The following is a 14,736-nucleotide window of genomic DNA, read 5'->3' as shown; positions in this document are numbered from 1 at the left end:
GAGGGATGACCGCAGAGCATGAGCACCTACAAAGGGCGTGGCATCCACGGCCAGGTCGTCGAGACCATCGGCCGCCGCCTCGTCACCGGGCAGTTCGCCGAGAACGGGCGCATCGACCTGGTCGAGCTGGAGGCCGAGCTGCAGGTGTCCCGCACCGTGGTGCGCGAAGCGCTGAAGGTGCTGGCCGGCAAGGGCCTGGTCGACTCGCGGCAGAAGCGGGGCACGGTGGTGCGCCCCCGCAGCGAGTGGAACCTGCTCGATCCCGACGTGATCAGCTGGGAGTTCGAGAACCGGGGCAGCGAGATGCTCGGGCAGCTCGCCGAGGTGCGGCAGATGTTCGAACCGGCCGCCGCCGCGCTGGCCGCCGACCGGCGCACCGACGCCGACCTCGCCGAACTCGAGGCGGCCCTGGAGGACATGACCGCCGCCAGGACCCCGGCCGAGGCGGCCTCCGCCGACCTGCGGTTCCACCGCGCCGTCCTGGCCGCGACGGGCAACGAGCTCCTGGTCCGCATGGAGGTCGTCATCGAGTCCGTGCTCGCGGAACGGGACCGCATCGTCCACGACGTCGTCACCACCGACGACCCGGTGCCGAGTCACCGGGCCCTGCTCGACGCCATCAGGGCCGGGGACGGCGAGGCCGCCAGAACCTGCGCGCTCGCGCTCCTCGACAAGTCCATGGCCGACGTCGACCGCGCGGCCCGCCTTCAGGGAGACCGGTGAAGATCACGCGCATCGAAACGTTCCTGGTCCCACCCCGGTGGCTGTTCTGCCGGGTGGAGACCGACGAGGGACACGTCGGCTGGGGCGAGCCGGTCGTCGAGGGACGGGCCCAGTCGGTCAGGGCGGCGGTCGGCGAGATCGCCGAGCTGCTCGTCGGCGCCGACCCGCTGCGCATCGAGGACCACTGGCAGATCATGACCAAGGGCGGCTTCTACCGCGGCGGGCCCGTGCTCGCCAGCGCCGTCGCCGGCCTCGACCAGGCCCTGTGGGACATCGCCGGCAAGGCGCGCGGCGTCCCCGTCCACGAGCTGCTCGGCGGTCCCGTACGCGACCACGTCCGCGCGTACGCCTGGATCGGCGGCGACGAACCCGGCGAGATCGAGGAGGAGGCCCGGCGCCAGGTGGAGGCGGGCTTCACCGCGGTGAAGATGAACGCCAGCGGCCGCATGTCCCCCATCGCGGGCCCGGGCGAGATCGACGAGGTCGTCGACCGCGTCGCGGCGGTCCGCGAGGTGCTCGGCCCGGGCCGGGACGTCGCGGTCGACTTCCACGGCCGGGTGTCCTATCCGAACGCCCGGCGGCTGCTGCCGCTGCTCGAACCGCTCACGCCCCTGTTCGTCGAGGAACCGGTCGTGCCGGAGTCGATGCCCCAGGTGCGCAGCCTCGTGGAGGCGTCCAACATCCCCATCGCCCTGGGCGAGCGGCTCTACTCCCGCTGGGACTTCCTGCCGGCGTTCCAGGCGGGCGTCGCCGTGGCGCAGCCGGACCTGTCCCACGCCGGCGGCATCTCGGAGGTCCGCCGCATCGCCGCCCAGGCCGAGGTGTTCGGCGCCCTGCTCGCTCCGCACTGCCCGCTGGGACCGATCTCCCTGGCCTCCAGCCTCCAGGTGGCGTTCGCGACCCCCAACTTCCTGATCCAGGAACAGAGCATCGGCATCCACTACAACGACGGCAACGAACTGCTGGACTACCTGGTCGATCCGTCCGTCTTCGCCTTCAGCGACGGCCGGCTCTCCCGGCCGACCGGGCCGGGTCTGGGCATCTCGGTCGACGAGGCCGCGGTGCGGGAGGCCGACAAGCAGGGCCACACCTGGCGCTCTCCGATCTGGCGTTACCCCGACCGCTCCTTCGCAGAATGGTGACCGGCGTGCAACCACACGATCTGCTCGACCTCCTCAAGACCAGGCGCCTCCTGGCCATCGTCCGCGGCGACGACCCGGCGGCGGCGCTGCGCAGCATCGACGTCCTCGCCGAGGAGGGCGTGACCCTGATGGAGGTCTCGCTCAGCGGCGCCGACGCGCTGTCGGTCATCCGGAAGGCGGCCTCCACCCTGGGTGCGGGCGTGCACCTCGGCGCCGGGACCGTGCTGACCGCGCGGGACGCCGTCGCGGCCAGGGACGCGGGCGCGACGTTCGTCGTCACGCCCGGCCTGGGCGAAGGGGTGGACGAGGCGCTGCGCCTCGGGCTGCCCGTGCTCGCCGGGGCGATGACGCCCACCGAGGTCGTCGCCGCGACCGCGCGGGGCGCCGCCGCCGTCAAGCTCTTCCCCGCCTCCGCGGGAGGGGTCCCCTATCTGCGCGCGCTGCGCGATCCGTTCCCGGCCGTGCCGTTCGTTCCGGTGGGCGGCGTCGGCCTCGACAGCGTGCACGACTATCTGGAGGCCGGGGCCGTCGCGGTCGGCCTCGGCTCGCCGCTGCTCGGCGACGCCCCGCGCGGCGGTGACCTGGACGACCTGCGCCACCGGGTCGCCGCGGCGCTCGACCTGGTGGGCGCTCCATGAGGGCGGACGTCCTGACGATCGGCGAGGCGATGGTCACGGTGCGCTGTGCCGGACCGCTGCGCCTCGGCGGCGACTCGCGGGTGTCCACGGCCGGCGCGGAGGCCAACGTCGCGATCGCCCTGTCCCGCCTCGGGCACACCGCCCGCTGGACCGGCGCCCTCGGGAACGACGAGCCCGGCGAGCTGGTCCTGCGCACGCTGCGGGCCGAGGACGTCCTGACCGACCATGTCGTGCGGCGTGCGGACGCCCCGACCGGCCTGCTGCTCCGGGACGTGGCCGCGGGGGGCCGGGCTCGCGTCCACTACTACCGCAGGGACTCGGCCGCCTCGACGCTGTCGTGGAACGAAGTGCGCCCCGCCGTCGAGGCGGGTCAGGCGGGCCTGCATCTCACCGGCATCACGCCGGCGCTGGGGCCCGCGCCGCTGGAGGCCGTCGCCGCCGCCGCCCGGCAGGCGCACCGCTCCGGCGCCTGGGTGAGCCTCGACGTCAACCACCGTTCCCTGCTGTGGTCCCGGGAGGAGGCCGCGCGGGCGCTGCGGCCGCTGCTGCCGTACGTCACGGTGCTGATCGCGTCCGACGACGAGCTGGACCTCGTGGCGGACGGCGACGGCGAACGCGACCGCGTGGCGGTTCTGCTGGACGCCGGTGTCGAGGAGGTCGTCGTCAAGCGTGGCGCGGCGGGCGCGAGCTACCACGACGCGCGGAGCTCGTTCGACGTCCCGGCTCGACGGGTGCCTGTGGTGGACGTCGTCGGCGCGGGCGACGCGTTCACCGCCGGGTATCTGTCCGGGCGGCTCGACGGGCTCGACGCGCACGGCCGGCTCGAACGGGCGACCCTGCTGGGCGCCGCCTCCGTGGCCTGTGCCGGGGACTGGGAAGGGCTGCCCACCCGGGCCGAGCTGCCCGCGCTGGCCCTGCCGGACGGGGAGACGCTGCGATGACATCGCCGCAGATGCTGGTCGACGCGAAGGCGCGGCGGTCTGGGGCGAGTCCCGCGTCCTGCGCGTCAGCCCGTACGGCGAGGTCGACCGGGTGGTGCACCTGCCGTGCCGGCAGCCGTCGTCCGTGGCGATCGGCGGCGAGGACGGGACACGGCTGCTGGTGACCTCCGCGCGGTACGGCCTCGCCGACCCGGCACCGGCCGACGGGGCGTTGTGGACGTGCGACGTGGGGGTGAGCGCCCCACCGGCCCGCGCCGCCGTCCTTACCCGCTACCCGGAGTAGACCTCCAGCTCGCCGACCTGGGCGGCGGGCCAGCCGGTGTTGCCGGTCACGGTGATCCGCACGTATCGGGCCGAGGCCGGCGACAGGTTGATCGTCACCGTGTTGCCCGATGCCGGGTCGAACGTGTAGCCGCCAGGCCCGGCAACCGTGGTGAACGACGACCCGTTCGTGCTCGCCTGCAGCGACAACGTCTGCGTACGCCTCTCCCACGCCGCGGACGGCGGAAGCTTCAGCACCACCCGCCCGACCGTCGCGGCGGCACCCAGGTCAACCTGGACCCACTGCGGGAACGCGTTGTTCGGGCTCTCCCAATAGGTGTTCGCATCGCCGTCCACCGCGTTGCCGCTGCCGTAGTTCTGCGTGTGCCCGCTCTCCGACGTCGCCTTCCCCCGCGCCAGGTCGACGTCGCCTCCGCCGTCCACGACGGGCGGCGTCGGGCGTACGGAGGTGAGCGCGATCTGGCCCCTGAGCATCCGGCCGCCGTCCCGGGTGAGCCGCAGGTAGTAGTCCGACGAGCAGACCGTGCCGTCCTCGTCCAGCCCGAGGAGCCCGGAGCCCACCGGGATCATCGAGGCGTTCTCCGCGGTCTTGGCGATCTGGTTGCCCTCGTTGAACTCGTCGAACATCGAGATGTAGATGCCCTGAGCCCCGGCGCGGACCATGTTGTAGAACTGCCGCCACATGAAGTCGCCGTGCGCGCGCTGCCGCGACTTCACGTCCCCCGGCAGCACGCACGGCTGGTAGTCGATGCCGTGGGCGTCGCAGTACGTCTGGTCGGGGACGTTGAGAGCGGCGTAGAACCGGTCGGAGTCGGCCGCGTTGCCGATCCGCCCGACCATCCACGGCGAGAGCATGTTCAGGGCGTTGAAGACGTCGATGAACCCCGGCCGGCAGTCCTCCACGCCCGTACGCCAGTAGGTGGGCACGCCGCCCATCACGTAACACCCCTGGGCCTTGAACCAGTTGACCACGTCGAGGCAGGCCGCCGGGTCGGACGGGTGCTTGTCCTCGTTGAACCCGAAGCCCCAGATGCCCACGACCGGCTTGCCGTTCTGGCGCGCGTACGCCGAGGAGGCCGTCAGGGCCGACATCTTGGTCGTCCAGTCGGTCTTGATCTCCGGGTGGAAGTTCGTCCAGCCGGACACGTCGTACATGACGTAGAACTTGCGGCCGTTCGCCTCGGCGGCGCTGCGCACCTTGGCGGCCATCGCGTCGCGTGTGGCGCCCTCGCCGCCGTTCGGGTTGAAGCGCTGCAGGGCGGCCGTGTCGATCTCGTTGTCCCGCATCCACCGGAAGTGGGTGTCCACGGTCTGCTGGTCGTAGGAGGAGAACAGCGTCGCGGGCTGCCCGTTGCCGAGGTTGCCGTACGCGGTCGGGTAGGCGTGGGTGAACTCCCGCATGTCGGGCCAGGCGACGATGGCGCTGTTGCCGGGGGAGGGCGCCTGGGACCAGTTCTGGCTCCAGTGCCACCAGCCGTTGAGGGGGGCTCCGTCTCCGGGGCAGGCGAACCAGCCCTGGTAACCCACGGTGATCTTGCCCACCACGTCGCCCGGGCCGCTCGCCGCGCTCGCGGCGGCGGTCAGGGCGGACACCAGCTGACTGGACGACACCGCGGCCAACGCGGATCCGGAGACCACGGACGTGATGAACGTACGGCGAGAGAACGGCACGTGCACTCCTCATGCTGGGCAGCGTTCGCTGACCGCGCCGTCCTTCCGGAAGCTCCGGGGACGCCAGGAGGCACGGAGCGGCCCGTCCGTTTCCGTCCGGCGGACCGCTTGCCGTAATGGTTACCGCGTCTGACTTCTTCGTGCAATAGGCCAAAATATTGCGGCGATTTACGCTGGAACTCGCGGGCATTTTGCGCGCGGTTGCGCTCGATCCCAGCCCAGGCCTGCGAAAAACCGCAGCTGGAAACGGGAAACCCACGTCACATGACGAGCCGGAACATCGCGGCCAGTTCCGCGGCAAGTTCCGCGACGCCTCGGGAGCCGTCGACGGGCAGGACGGGCAGCCCGAGTTCGCGGGCCTGGCGTCGCACCTCCTCGTCCCAGAGCAGGTCGCGGGCCAGTCGCTTGGCCAAGGCGGCGGCGTGGTCACCGTCTCCCCAGTTGGCGCGCGCTCGGGCGGGATCGGCGAACCGGGCGCTCAGCGCACGGGCCCGGAATTCGGGCGCCGGCAGGAGGAAGACGGCCTGTTCCGGCCGCGTGACGAGCGGCGCGACCTCCCTCGGCAGCGTACGGAAGTCGTCGACGAGGACGGGACGGTCGGCGGGCAGGGCGAGCAGGTCGTCGAGGACGAAGCCGAAAGTCTCGCCGTGCAGGCTGGGCATGGCGTGGAAGATCTCCTCGGCGGTGCGGCTCGCCCATCTGTCCTCACGTGAGGTTCGCAGCAACGCCCACAGGTAGGGCTGTCGTTGCGAATCACACCTGTGGACGTAGCCGAGTTCGGCTCGGTCGCCGTCGTAGACGAGCACGTCGTGCCGTTCGGCCAGGGCCCGGGTGACGGTGCTCTTGCCCGCTCCGGCGCCGCCGGCAATCCAGCGGACATGCGCGAGCCTGCGGCGGAGATCGGCGGTGGAAGGCCGGCTTGTCATGCCCGGCAGTCTCACAAACACGAGCGGAGCCGGTCCAGGGCCGCGGCCGTCAGCAGGTGGGCCGGTAGTCCACTGTGGGGAAGTGGGCGGCCCACTCCGCGCGGGTGAGGCCGCGGCCGATCTCCTCGCAGAGCTTCCCCACGAGCGGGCCGGGCCGCAGCTCCCAGCGGATGATCCTGCCGTCCTCGCCGCCCGAGATCAGGTCTCCGCCCGCGGTGAAGGCCAGGCCCCTGATCGGAGCGGTGTGCCCGGTCAGCGTGGCCGCCGGGTGCCCGGTTCCGGGGACAGCGGTCGCCAGGTCCCAGACCATGATCGTGCGGTCGTCTCCCGCGGACGCGAGCGAACGGCCGTCCCGGCTGAAGGCGAGGGCCTGGACCGGGGCGGTGTGGCCGGTCAGCGTGGCGTACGACGCCCAGGTCCGCGTGTCCCAGAGCTTCACGGTGCGGTCGGCGCCCGCCGTGGCGACCGACCTGCCGTCCGGGCTGAAGGCGACGTCGAGCACGGAGCCCTGCCTGGTCCTGAGGGCGCGTACCTCCCTGTCGCGAGCGAGGTCCCAGACGACCAGATCGCCGGCGGGGCCGGTGGTGACGAGCAGCGGATCGCGGGGGCTGAACGCCAGCGCCGAGACGAGATATCCACCCGCTAACGGCACCTCGACCGGCTTGCCCGGATCGCGGACGTCCCAGCGGAACCGGCCGAGCGCGGTGGCGACGAGAAAGCGCCCGCGCGGATCGAAGCCGACGTCGGTGGACGCGCCGAGCCCCCGGTACGCCGCCGTGCCGAGCCTGCGTCCGCTGCCGACGTCCCAGAGAGTGAGCGTGTGGCTGCGGGTGACGGTCGCGAGCAGGCGGCCGTCGGGGCTGAAGGCGACGGCCCGGACGTGATCGGGGTGGTCGCCGAACACGGCGATCGGGTTCCCGGCCACGTCCCACAGCCGGACGGTCCTGTCGCTGCTCGCCGAGGCCACGAGCCGGCCGTCCGGGCTGATCTCGATGTCGTTCACAGCCTGGTTGTGTCCGCTGAACGGGGGAACGGCGCGCTCCCGGACCACGATGGTCCGGCCCAGCCCGGCCGAGGCGAGCATCGAGCCGTCGGCGCTCAGGGCGAGGGACAGCGTCTCGGTGCGGCTTCTGTCCTGGTAGGTCTCGACGGGCTGCCGTCGCGCCACGTCCCAGATCGTGATCAGGCCGTCCTCGTCGGCGACGGCGATCCGCCCGGCGACCGGTGCGGACATGTCCCAGGTGTACGGCGACCGTTTGGGCAGCCCCGGCAGTCGAGTCACATGGTCGTGAGCGATCCGCCAGAACCGCACACCGTAGTGCGACGATCCCGTGGCGAGGATTCCGCCGGCGGGGTCGAAGCCCAGCCGGTGGACGTTCACGGCGTCGAGCGCCGCGACCTTCGCCCCGGAGGCGGCGTCCCACACGAGGGGGTTCTCGGTTCCGCCCGTGGTCGACACCAGGAACGCCTGGTCGGGGCTGAAGGCGAGAGCCACGACCTCCTCCCGGTGTCCCTTCAGGGTGCGCATGCTCCCGTCGCGCAGGTCCCACAGCTCGACCGCGCCCTTGCCCACTCCGATCGCGATCCTCGTCCCGTCGGGGCTCAGCGCCATCGCGTCGGTGATCCGCTCCCGCTGCCGCTCGAACACGGGCCGGCGGGAGGCCAGGTCCCACACGACGACCACACCCCTGCTCGATTCGAGCGCGGCGTCCCTGACCACGGAGGCGAGCAGCCTGCCGTCGCGGCTGAACGCCGCCGCCCTGGCGTGGATCTCGCCCGGTCCCGTCCGGGGCAGCGGCCCGGGGAAGGCGGCGACACGCGTGCGGGTGCGCAGGTCCCAGAGGCCGACGGCTCCGTCGGTGCCGGCCGCGGCCAGGCGCGACCCGTCCGGACTGAACGCCAGCCCGAAGACCGCCGGCCCTTCCACGTTGAGCTCGACGCGGCGGCGTGCCGCGGCCGACACGCTCAGCAGGGCGCCCCGCGTCTCCGGCTCCGGGTCGAGCCGGTACGCCGCGATCGCCAGCAGGCCCGCGAGATCGGGATCGGTGGCGAGAAGCGATCGGGCCTGCAGGGACTGCTGCCTCGACAGGGCCACCAGCTGCTGGTGGCCGGCCTCCCTGCCCTGCCGTACGGCGACGCCGCCGCCGAGCAGGGCGAGCAGGAAGAGCGCGGCCATCCCGGCCAGCAGGCGTTGCAGCAGCCGGGTCCGCCGCCGCGCCGCGGTGCGCTCACTGTCCTCCAGCGCGCGGCTGGCCCGCAGGAAGGCGCTTTCGACGTCGTTGAGCTCCTGCGGATGGTCCTCCGCCCAGGTCCCGGCCACCAGAAGCTGGGCGCCCCGATACAGGGCGCCCGGGTCGCGGCCCAGCTCCCGCCACGTGTGCGCGGCGTCGGTGAGCCGCCGGTGGACGAGCAGGTCCTCGCGGTCGTCGGTGAGCCAGCGGTGGAGCCGCGGCCAGGCCCTGATCAGCGCCTCGTGCGCCACGTCGACCGTCTCCTCCGCGAGGACGACCAGCCGCGCGGCGGCGAGCCGGTCGAGCACACGGGCGGTGACGTCGGGGTCGGCCACGCCGACGAGTTCCGTACGGGAGATGGGCCGCCTGGTGTCCTCCGTGCCGTCTCCCAGCGCGGTCAGCCGCAGGAAGATCCTGCGGGCGGCCTGCCGCTCCGCCGGGGCGAACTCGCCGAAGACCCGTTCCGCGCTCTGCGCGATGGCCCCGCGTACGCCGCCGGCCGCCTGGTAGGCCGGCAGCGTGAGCCTCGCGCCTGTCGCGTTCCGCCAGGTCTCCAGCAGCGCGTGCGAGACCAGCGGCAGGCTGCCCGGCTCCTCGGCGGCGTCGGCCAGCACCGTGGCCAGCAGGTCGGGGTCCACGGTGAGCCCCGCCCGGGCGGCGGGCCGTACGACGATCTCCTGGAGGTCCGGCGACGACACCGGCCCGACGAGCATCTGGGCCTCGCCGCCGAGCGCCTCGACCAGGGCGGGGTGCTGGGTCAGGTGGGCGAGGAAGTCGGCGCGGACGCCGAGCACGAGGACGACGCGCCGACCGGTGCCGGATGCGGTGCCGAGCGCCACGCCGAGCAGGGCCTCGACGAACCGGCGGCGCTCCGCGTCGTCGGCGCACAGCGTGAAGATCTCCTCGAACTGGTCCACCACCAGCAGCAGGCGGGTCTCCGGCACGCCGCCGAGCGCGGCGGCCAGTGCGGCGGCCGGTGCATTCGCATCCCGAACCAGGTCGTCGCGCAGCGCCACCGGGTCGCCGCCCGACGCCTTCGCCACCACGTCGGCCAGCGCGTCCAGCGGGTGTTCCCCCGGCGTCATGAGCAGGCCCCGCCACGGCACCGCCGCACCGTCCCCGCCTGGGGCCGCACCCTTCTCGCCGAAGACACCTTCCTCGCCGGAGACGGACCCCAGCAGGCCGGCGCGCAGCAGGGACGACTTGCCGCTCCCCGACGCGCCGAACACGCCGACCACGGGAAGCCGGTCGACGAGGTCGCGCAGCCGGTCGACCAGGTGGGAACGGCCGAAGAACCAGTCCGCGTCCTCCGGCTGGAACGCCATCAGGCCCCGATAGGGGCAGTCGTCCGTCTTCCGCCGCTCCGCCTCCGGGGGCGGGGTCAGGGCCGGGAGGAGGTCCTCGTCGCCCCGGAGCATGGCCTCGTGCAGACGCTGGAGCACGGGGCCCGGCTCGATGCCGAGCTGGACGTTCAGGACGTCGCGGGTCCTGCGGAAGACCTCCAATGCCTCGACCTGACGCCCGGACCGATACAGCGCGAGCATGAGCTGCCCGTGCAGGCTCTCCCGGTACGGATGCTCCCTGATGAGGTCGGCGAGTTCGGCGGCCACCTCGACGTGCCGGCCCAGGGCGAGCTCGGCCTCCGCCAACCGCTCGTGCGCCATGAGCCGCGACTTCTCCAGCCGCCGGGCCTCGTCGGCGACGAGCACGCAGTCGGCGAACTCCGCGAACGCCGGCCCCCGCCAGAGGTTCAGCGCCGCGCGGAGCCGGTCACGAGCGGATTCGAGGTCTCCCCGGTCCAGAGCCGCGCTTCCCTGGGCGGCGAGGCCGCGGAACCGCGTCGCGTCGAGCGCGTCGGGGATGATCGCGTAGCCGCCCGGCCGTCCGGGCAGGACGTGGGCGCCGTACGCCCGCCGCAACTGGTGGACGTAGAGGTGGATGTTGCGCCGCGCGGACGCGGGCGGCCGGTCCCCCCAGACGGCGGCGATCAGCCAGTCGACGGACACCGGCTGGCCCGCCTTCGACAGCAGCGCGGCCAGGGTGAGCCGGAGTTTCGGCGCTCCGCCGACAGGGATCAGGTGACCATCGTGGGAAACGCTGAGCGGCCCCAGGACGTGAAATTCCACTCAGATTCCGCCTCTGTCCGGACACCGGAGTGAAGAATCCAGGATCTTCGCCCTATTTGTCAATGATCCAGTCAGGGCGGTGAACCCCTGGCGGAGCCAGGACGATTCCCGGGCGGCAAATTGGCCTCTATCAGGGCCTATACGCGCTGTATACCGGCCCGTCCGATGCTCGACCCGATCCCGCCCCCTGTGTGGGGCGAACTCTCCTGGTCCGTTTCGTGGAGGCACCATGCGCAGATCGAGGATCGTCGCCGTCCTGCTCGCCGGCTTCGCGGCCGCGGCGGTCACCCTGACGGGGACTTCCGTGCACGCGGCGAGCGTGGCGGACGACCCGTCCCTGCTCCACCGGCAGGCCCGCTCGGACGCGGAGCTGCGTCAGCAGGTGGAGCTTCAGCTGAAGGTCGCCCCGGGAGGCGTCCAGACGAGCCGCAACGAGATCTCCTACGACAACGGCAGGTTCGTGGTGACCTACGCCCTCCCCGGTCAGGCCGCCGTTGCGGCCGGGGTCGCCGACTGCCCGTCCAGCTGGTACTGCTTCTACGACGGGAAGAACTTCGGATACCCCCGGGGAAAGCTCCACGACTGCGGCTGGCAGGACCTCGCCACCTGGGGGTGGAACGACCGCACGACCTCGGTGCACAACAACACCGACTGGCAGGTGGCCTTCTACGAGCACGATGACCTGGGCAACCCGGCGTACGGCCATCAGTTCGACTACGCGCTCTGGAGCTCCAGCCCGCATGCGGGCTGGAGCTACGTGGGGGACGTGAACAACAACCGGGCGGACCACGTGGAACTGTTCTGCTGACGACGCCCCCGACCCGGGCGGGCGCCTTCCGGCCCCGCCCGGACGCGTGTCCTCCAGTCCGGGGCCTGGAGGACACGGTCGCATCCGACAAGAAAAATTGTCTTGACAGCTGAACTCGTCGGATGCCAGCCTGGGTCACGCAAGCGCGAGACAGAGGAGATCCAGATGCGCAAGATCGTCGCCAGCTTCTTCATGTCCCTCGACGGCGTCGTCGAGGCGCCCGACCAGTGGCACTTCCCGTACTTCAGCGAGGAGATGGGCGCGGCCGTCGGCGCGCTGATGTCCGAGTCCGACGCCATGATGATGGGCCGGGTCATGTACGAGAGCTGGGCGGCCTACTGGCCGAGCAAGGCCGGCACGGACGACCCCTTCGCCGACTTCATCAACACCACCCGCAAGTACGTCGTCTCCTCGACCCTCGACACGGTCGACTGGCAGAACTCCGCCCTCGTCACCGGCGACTTCGTCGAGGAGATCACCAAGCTCAAGCGGCAGCCGGGCAAGACGATCGGCATCAGCGGCAGCACGAACCTCGTCCGCTCGCTGATGCGGCACAACCTGCTGGACGAGCTCCGGCTGCTGGTCCACCCCATCGTGGTGGGCAAGGGCCAGCGCCTGTTCGAGGAGGGCCTGCAGATCCCGATGACGCTCACGTCCTCGGAGACCTTCCCGACCGGCGTGCTGTCCCTCGCCTACCAGCCCGTCGCTTAGGCGGACGTACGGCCGGAGCATGGGTAGTATCCGGCCACGTGACCGAAGCGCAGCACGTGATCCGGCAGGTCTCCTCCCGAATCGTCTACAGCAACCCGTGGATGACGGTCCGAGAGGACGCGATCGAGCACCCGGACGGCTCTCCCGGCCTGTACGGATACGTGGCCAGGCCCGACTTCGTGCTGATCGTGCCGGAAGAGGACGACGGCTTCCACCTCGTGGAGGAGTACCGATACCCGATCGGCCGCCGCTCGTGGAGTTTCCCCCAGGGGTCGGCCGAGGCGGACACGCGTGAGGACGAGGCCCGGCGCGAGCTCGTGGAGGAGACCGGGTTCCAGGCCGGCCTGCTGCGCTATCTCGGGCGCATGGACAACGCCCACGGGATGACCGACCAGGGGCTGCACGTCTACGTGGCCACCGGCCTCACCAGGGGCGAACCCCACCGCGAGCACACCGAGCAGGACATGCGCCAGCGGTGGGTGCACCGCACCGAGTTCGAGCAGATGATCCTCGACGGCGTCGTCAGCGACTCGTCGTCCGTCGCCGCCTACCTGCTCTGGCGGCTCCGCCGAGCGTGACCGCGGAGCCGTACGGCCGTGTCGTTTCCGTACAAGACCCGCGCGGGCGTCCCGCCTAATCTTCCATTCGCAGCCACCGTCATACGACACAAGGAGCGGAGCACATGGCCAGGATCGTCGCGAACTTCTTCATCTCGCTCGACGGCGTCGTCGAGTCGCCCGACCAGTGGCACTTCCCCTACTGGAACGACGAGATGGGCGCCGTGGTCCAGGCGGGCATGCAGAACTCGGCCGGGATGCTGATGGGCCGCACGCTGTACGAGGAGTGGTCCGCCTACTGGACGACGACGGACCAGGACCCGGAGATCGCCGAGGCCTTCAACAACGCCCCCAAGTACGTCGTGTCGACCACCATGGAGAAGGCGGACTGGAACAACACCACCGTCGTCAACGGTGACGTCGCGGCCAGGCTGCGCGAGCTCAAGGAGCGGATCGAGGGCGGCGACCTCCAGATGTCCGGCAGCGCGACGACCGTGCGGTGGCTTCTCGCCAACGGGCTGCTCGACGAGCTGAACCTGCTCGTCCACCCGATCGTCGTCGGCCGCGGGCAGCGGTTGTTCGAGGACACCCCGACGCACAAGCTGAAGCTGGTGAAGTCCGAGACGTTCAAGACCGGCGTGCTTCACCTGAGCTATGTCCCGGACGCCGGCTGACGGCGCGCTTCAGAGGTAGTAGCCCTCGACGGGCACACGCGCCTCGTCGAAGAGCGCCGGCCCCTCCTGCCGGAAGGACGACGGGCCGGCCGGCGGCTTGAGCCCGCCGAGCTGATCGGTGGAGAGCGCGAAGACGACGCGACCGAGTCCGGAGCGCTCGATGGCACCCGCGCACATGCCGCACGGCTGGCAGCTCGTGTACATGGTGGCGCCGGCCGCGGCTGCCGGGCCGAGCTCGCGGGCGGCCCAGCGCGCGAGCTTCAGCTCGGGATGCGCGGTGATGTCGGCCTCCGTGAGCGAGGTGTTGCGCTCCTCGGCGAGCACGTCGCCGTCCGGGCCCACCAGCAGCGAGCCGAACGGCGGGTTGCCGCCCGCCCGGGCCTCGGCGGCCAGCTCGATCGCCCTGCGGAGGAACTTCTCGTCGTCGAGGGTCATGAATGCTCCTTCGTGTACGCGGCGGCCACCGTCTCGAGCATGTGCCACGCCGTCTCCGGATGGTTCGTCTCATCGGGGTCCCCCTGGAAGGGGTCGAGCAGGACGGTCTCCGCGCCCAGGACGCGCAGCCGTTCCAGGTCGTCCATGACCTGGTCGAGGGTGCCCTCTCCGGCCCGGCGTCCCTCGCCCGTCACCGGGGTGCCGGTGAGCCGCAGCAGGATGCGCGGGGCGACCACGGGTGTGGGACGCCCCAGGCTCTCCGCGACGGCGGCCAGCCGGTCCATCCGCTCGCCCAGCCACGGCAGGGTGAAGCGCAGGGGATGCCAGGCGTCGCCGAGGAGCACCGCCCTGCGGAGAGCGGCGTCGCTGCCGCCGCCGACCCAGATCGGAATGTGCCCGGCCCGGTAGTCCTCCTCGTCCTGCCAGGCCAGGCGCATCGCCCGCAGGTGCTCGTCGGTCAGCGCCCCGCGCCGCTCGTACGGCACGCCCAGCGACTCGAACTCCTGCCGGGCCCAGCCCACGCCCACGCCGAGGACCAGCCGCCCCCCGCTCAGCTCCTGGAGGTTGGCCGCCATGCGGGCGGTCAGCAGCGGGTGCCGGTAGGGCAGGATCAGCACGGTGGTGCCCAGCCTGATCCTTGTGGTGATCCCGGCGAGCCAGGACAGCGTGGTGAAAGGCTCGTAGAACGGGGCGGGATACTGCTCGGCCACGTCGGGGGTCACTACGACGTGATCGGAGACCATGAGCAGGTCGAACCCGAGCCCCTCCACCGTCTCGGCCCAGCCGCGCAGCACGCCGGGGCGAGTGCCGGGCCCGAAGTTCGGGACGTTGACGCCTAGTTTCACGGGACCAGAGTATTCAGGCGATCAGG

At 71.9% G+C, this 14,736-nt stretch carries 14 protein-coding genes; 9 read left to right on the top strand and 5 right to left on the bottom strand.

The window, feature by feature from the left end; translation table 11 throughout:
- The first annotated feature begins 18 nt into the window (after nucleotides 1-18).
- Genes HHX35_RS05005 through HHX35_RS44500 form a run of 5 tightly spaced genes read left to right on the top strand, consistent with a single transcriptional unit; the run spans nucleotide 19 to nucleotide 3,727 of the window.
- Nucleotides 19-723 carry a FadR/GntR family transcriptional regulator gene (locus HHX35_RS05005; protein ID WP_041952937.1) on the top strand — a complete coding sequence of 235 codons (705 nt, stop codon included), beginning with the start codon at nucleotides 19-21 and terminating at the stop codon, nucleotides 721-723.
- The gene (gene dgoD, locus HHX35_RS05000; protein ID WP_041952938.1) at nucleotides 720-1,865 is read left to right on the top strand and encodes a galactonate dehydratase; all 1,146 of its coding nucleotides are present in this window, start codon (nucleotides 720-722) and stop codon (nucleotides 1,863-1,865) included. Before HHX35_RS05005 ends, dgoD begins: the two co-directional genes overlap by 4 nt.
- 5 nt (nucleotides 1,866-1,870) lie before the next feature.
- A complete protein-coding gene (locus tag HHX35_RS04995) occupies nucleotides 1,871-2,503 on the top strand; it encodes a bifunctional 4-hydroxy-2-oxoglutarate aldolase/2-dehydro-3-deoxy-phosphogluconate aldolase (protein ID WP_197051795.1) in 633 nt (210 codons plus the stop codon).
- Nucleotides 2,500-3,444 carry a sugar kinase gene (locus HHX35_RS04990; protein ID WP_041952940.1) on the top strand — a complete coding sequence of 315 codons (945 nt, stop codon included), beginning with the start codon at nucleotides 2,500-2,502 and terminating at the stop codon, nucleotides 3,442-3,444. The genes HHX35_RS04995 and HHX35_RS04990 overlap by 4 nt, the downstream gene beginning before the upstream one ends.
- Entirely contained in the window at nucleotides 3,365-3,727 is a 363-nt protein-coding gene (locus tag HHX35_RS44500; RefSeq protein ID WP_081964613.1) for an SMP-30/gluconolactonase/LRE family protein, read from the top strand. The genes HHX35_RS04990 and HHX35_RS44500 overlap by 80 nt, the downstream gene beginning before the upstream one ends.
- Here the strand turns inward: HHX35_RS44500 and HHX35_RS44495 are convergent.
- From HHX35_RS44495 to HHX35_RS04970, 3 genes are all read right to left on the bottom strand, one after another.
- A complete protein-coding gene (locus tag HHX35_RS44495) occupies nucleotides 3,715-5,397 on the bottom strand; it encodes a discoidin domain-containing protein (RefSeq protein ID WP_041952942.1) in 1,683 nt (560 codons plus the stop codon). The two genes, HHX35_RS44500 and HHX35_RS44495, sit on opposite strands and share 13 nt — an antisense overlap.
- Nucleotides 5,398-5,657: 260 nt before the next feature.
- Nucleotides 5,658-6,323 (bottom strand): hypothetical protein, encoded by a 666-nt coding sequence (locus tag HHX35_RS04975; RefSeq protein WP_182897830.1) that lies wholly within the window; start codon nucleotides 6,321-6,323, stop codon nucleotides 5,658-5,660.
- Nucleotides 6,324-6,372: 49 nt separating this feature from the next.
- On the bottom strand, nucleotides 6,373-10,680 hold the full coding sequence (locus tag HHX35_RS04970) for a BTAD domain-containing putative transcriptional regulator (RefSeq protein WP_182897829.1): 4,308 nt from the start codon (nucleotides 10,678-10,680) through the stop codon (nucleotides 6,373-6,375).
- A 229-nt stretch (nucleotides 10,681-10,909) separates the two neighbouring features.
- On the opposite strand from HHX35_RS04970, the gene HHX35_RS04965 reads away from it, so the two are divergent.
- From HHX35_RS04965 to HHX35_RS04950, 4 genes are all read left to right on the top strand, one after another.
- Entirely contained in the window at nucleotides 10,910-11,488 is a 579-nt protein-coding gene (locus HHX35_RS04965; RefSeq protein ID WP_041952943.1) for a peptidase inhibitor family I36 protein, read from the top strand.
- 165 nt (nucleotides 11,489-11,653) lie between these two features.
- Nucleotides 11,654-12,199 carry a dihydrofolate reductase family protein gene (locus tag HHX35_RS04960; RefSeq protein WP_182897828.1) on the top strand — a complete coding sequence of 182 codons (546 nt, stop codon included), beginning with the start codon at nucleotides 11,654-11,656 and terminating at the stop codon, nucleotides 12,197-12,199.
- Nucleotides 12,200-12,237: 38 nt separating this feature from the next.
- A complete protein-coding gene (locus HHX35_RS04955; RefSeq protein ID WP_231532212.1) occupies nucleotides 12,238-12,777 on the top strand; it encodes an NUDIX hydrolase in 540 nt (179 codons plus the stop codon).
- Between the two features lie 104 nt (nucleotides 12,778-12,881).
- Nucleotides 12,882-13,430, top strand: coding sequence for a dihydrofolate reductase family protein (locus HHX35_RS04950; RefSeq protein ID WP_041952945.1), 549 nt, complete (start codon nucleotides 12,882-12,884; stop codon nucleotides 13,428-13,430).
- A gap of 9 nt (nucleotides 13,431-13,439) precedes the next feature.
- Here the strand turns inward: HHX35_RS04950 and HHX35_RS04945 are convergent, their stop codons facing one another.
- Nucleotides 13,440-13,865, bottom strand: coding sequence for a nucleoside deaminase (locus HHX35_RS04945; RefSeq protein ID WP_041952946.1), 426 nt, complete (start codon nucleotides 13,863-13,865; stop codon nucleotides 13,440-13,442).
- Nucleotides 13,862-14,710 (bottom strand): LLM class flavin-dependent oxidoreductase, encoded by an 849-nt coding sequence (locus HHX35_RS04940; RefSeq protein ID WP_182897827.1) that lies wholly within the window; start codon nucleotides 14,708-14,710, stop codon nucleotides 13,862-13,864. Before HHX35_RS04940 ends, HHX35_RS04945 begins: the two co-directional genes overlap by 4 nt.
- Between the last annotated feature and the right edge of the window lie 26 nt (nucleotides 14,711-14,736).

Source organism: Microbispora sp. H10830 (genome assembly GCF_014161375.1).
Lineage (GTDB): Bacteria > Actinomycetota > Actinomycetes > Streptosporangiales > Streptosporangiaceae > Microbispora > Microbispora catharanthi.
Note: the sequence above shows the minus strand (reverse complement) of the source record. Positions and strands in the feature narration are given on the sequence as shown.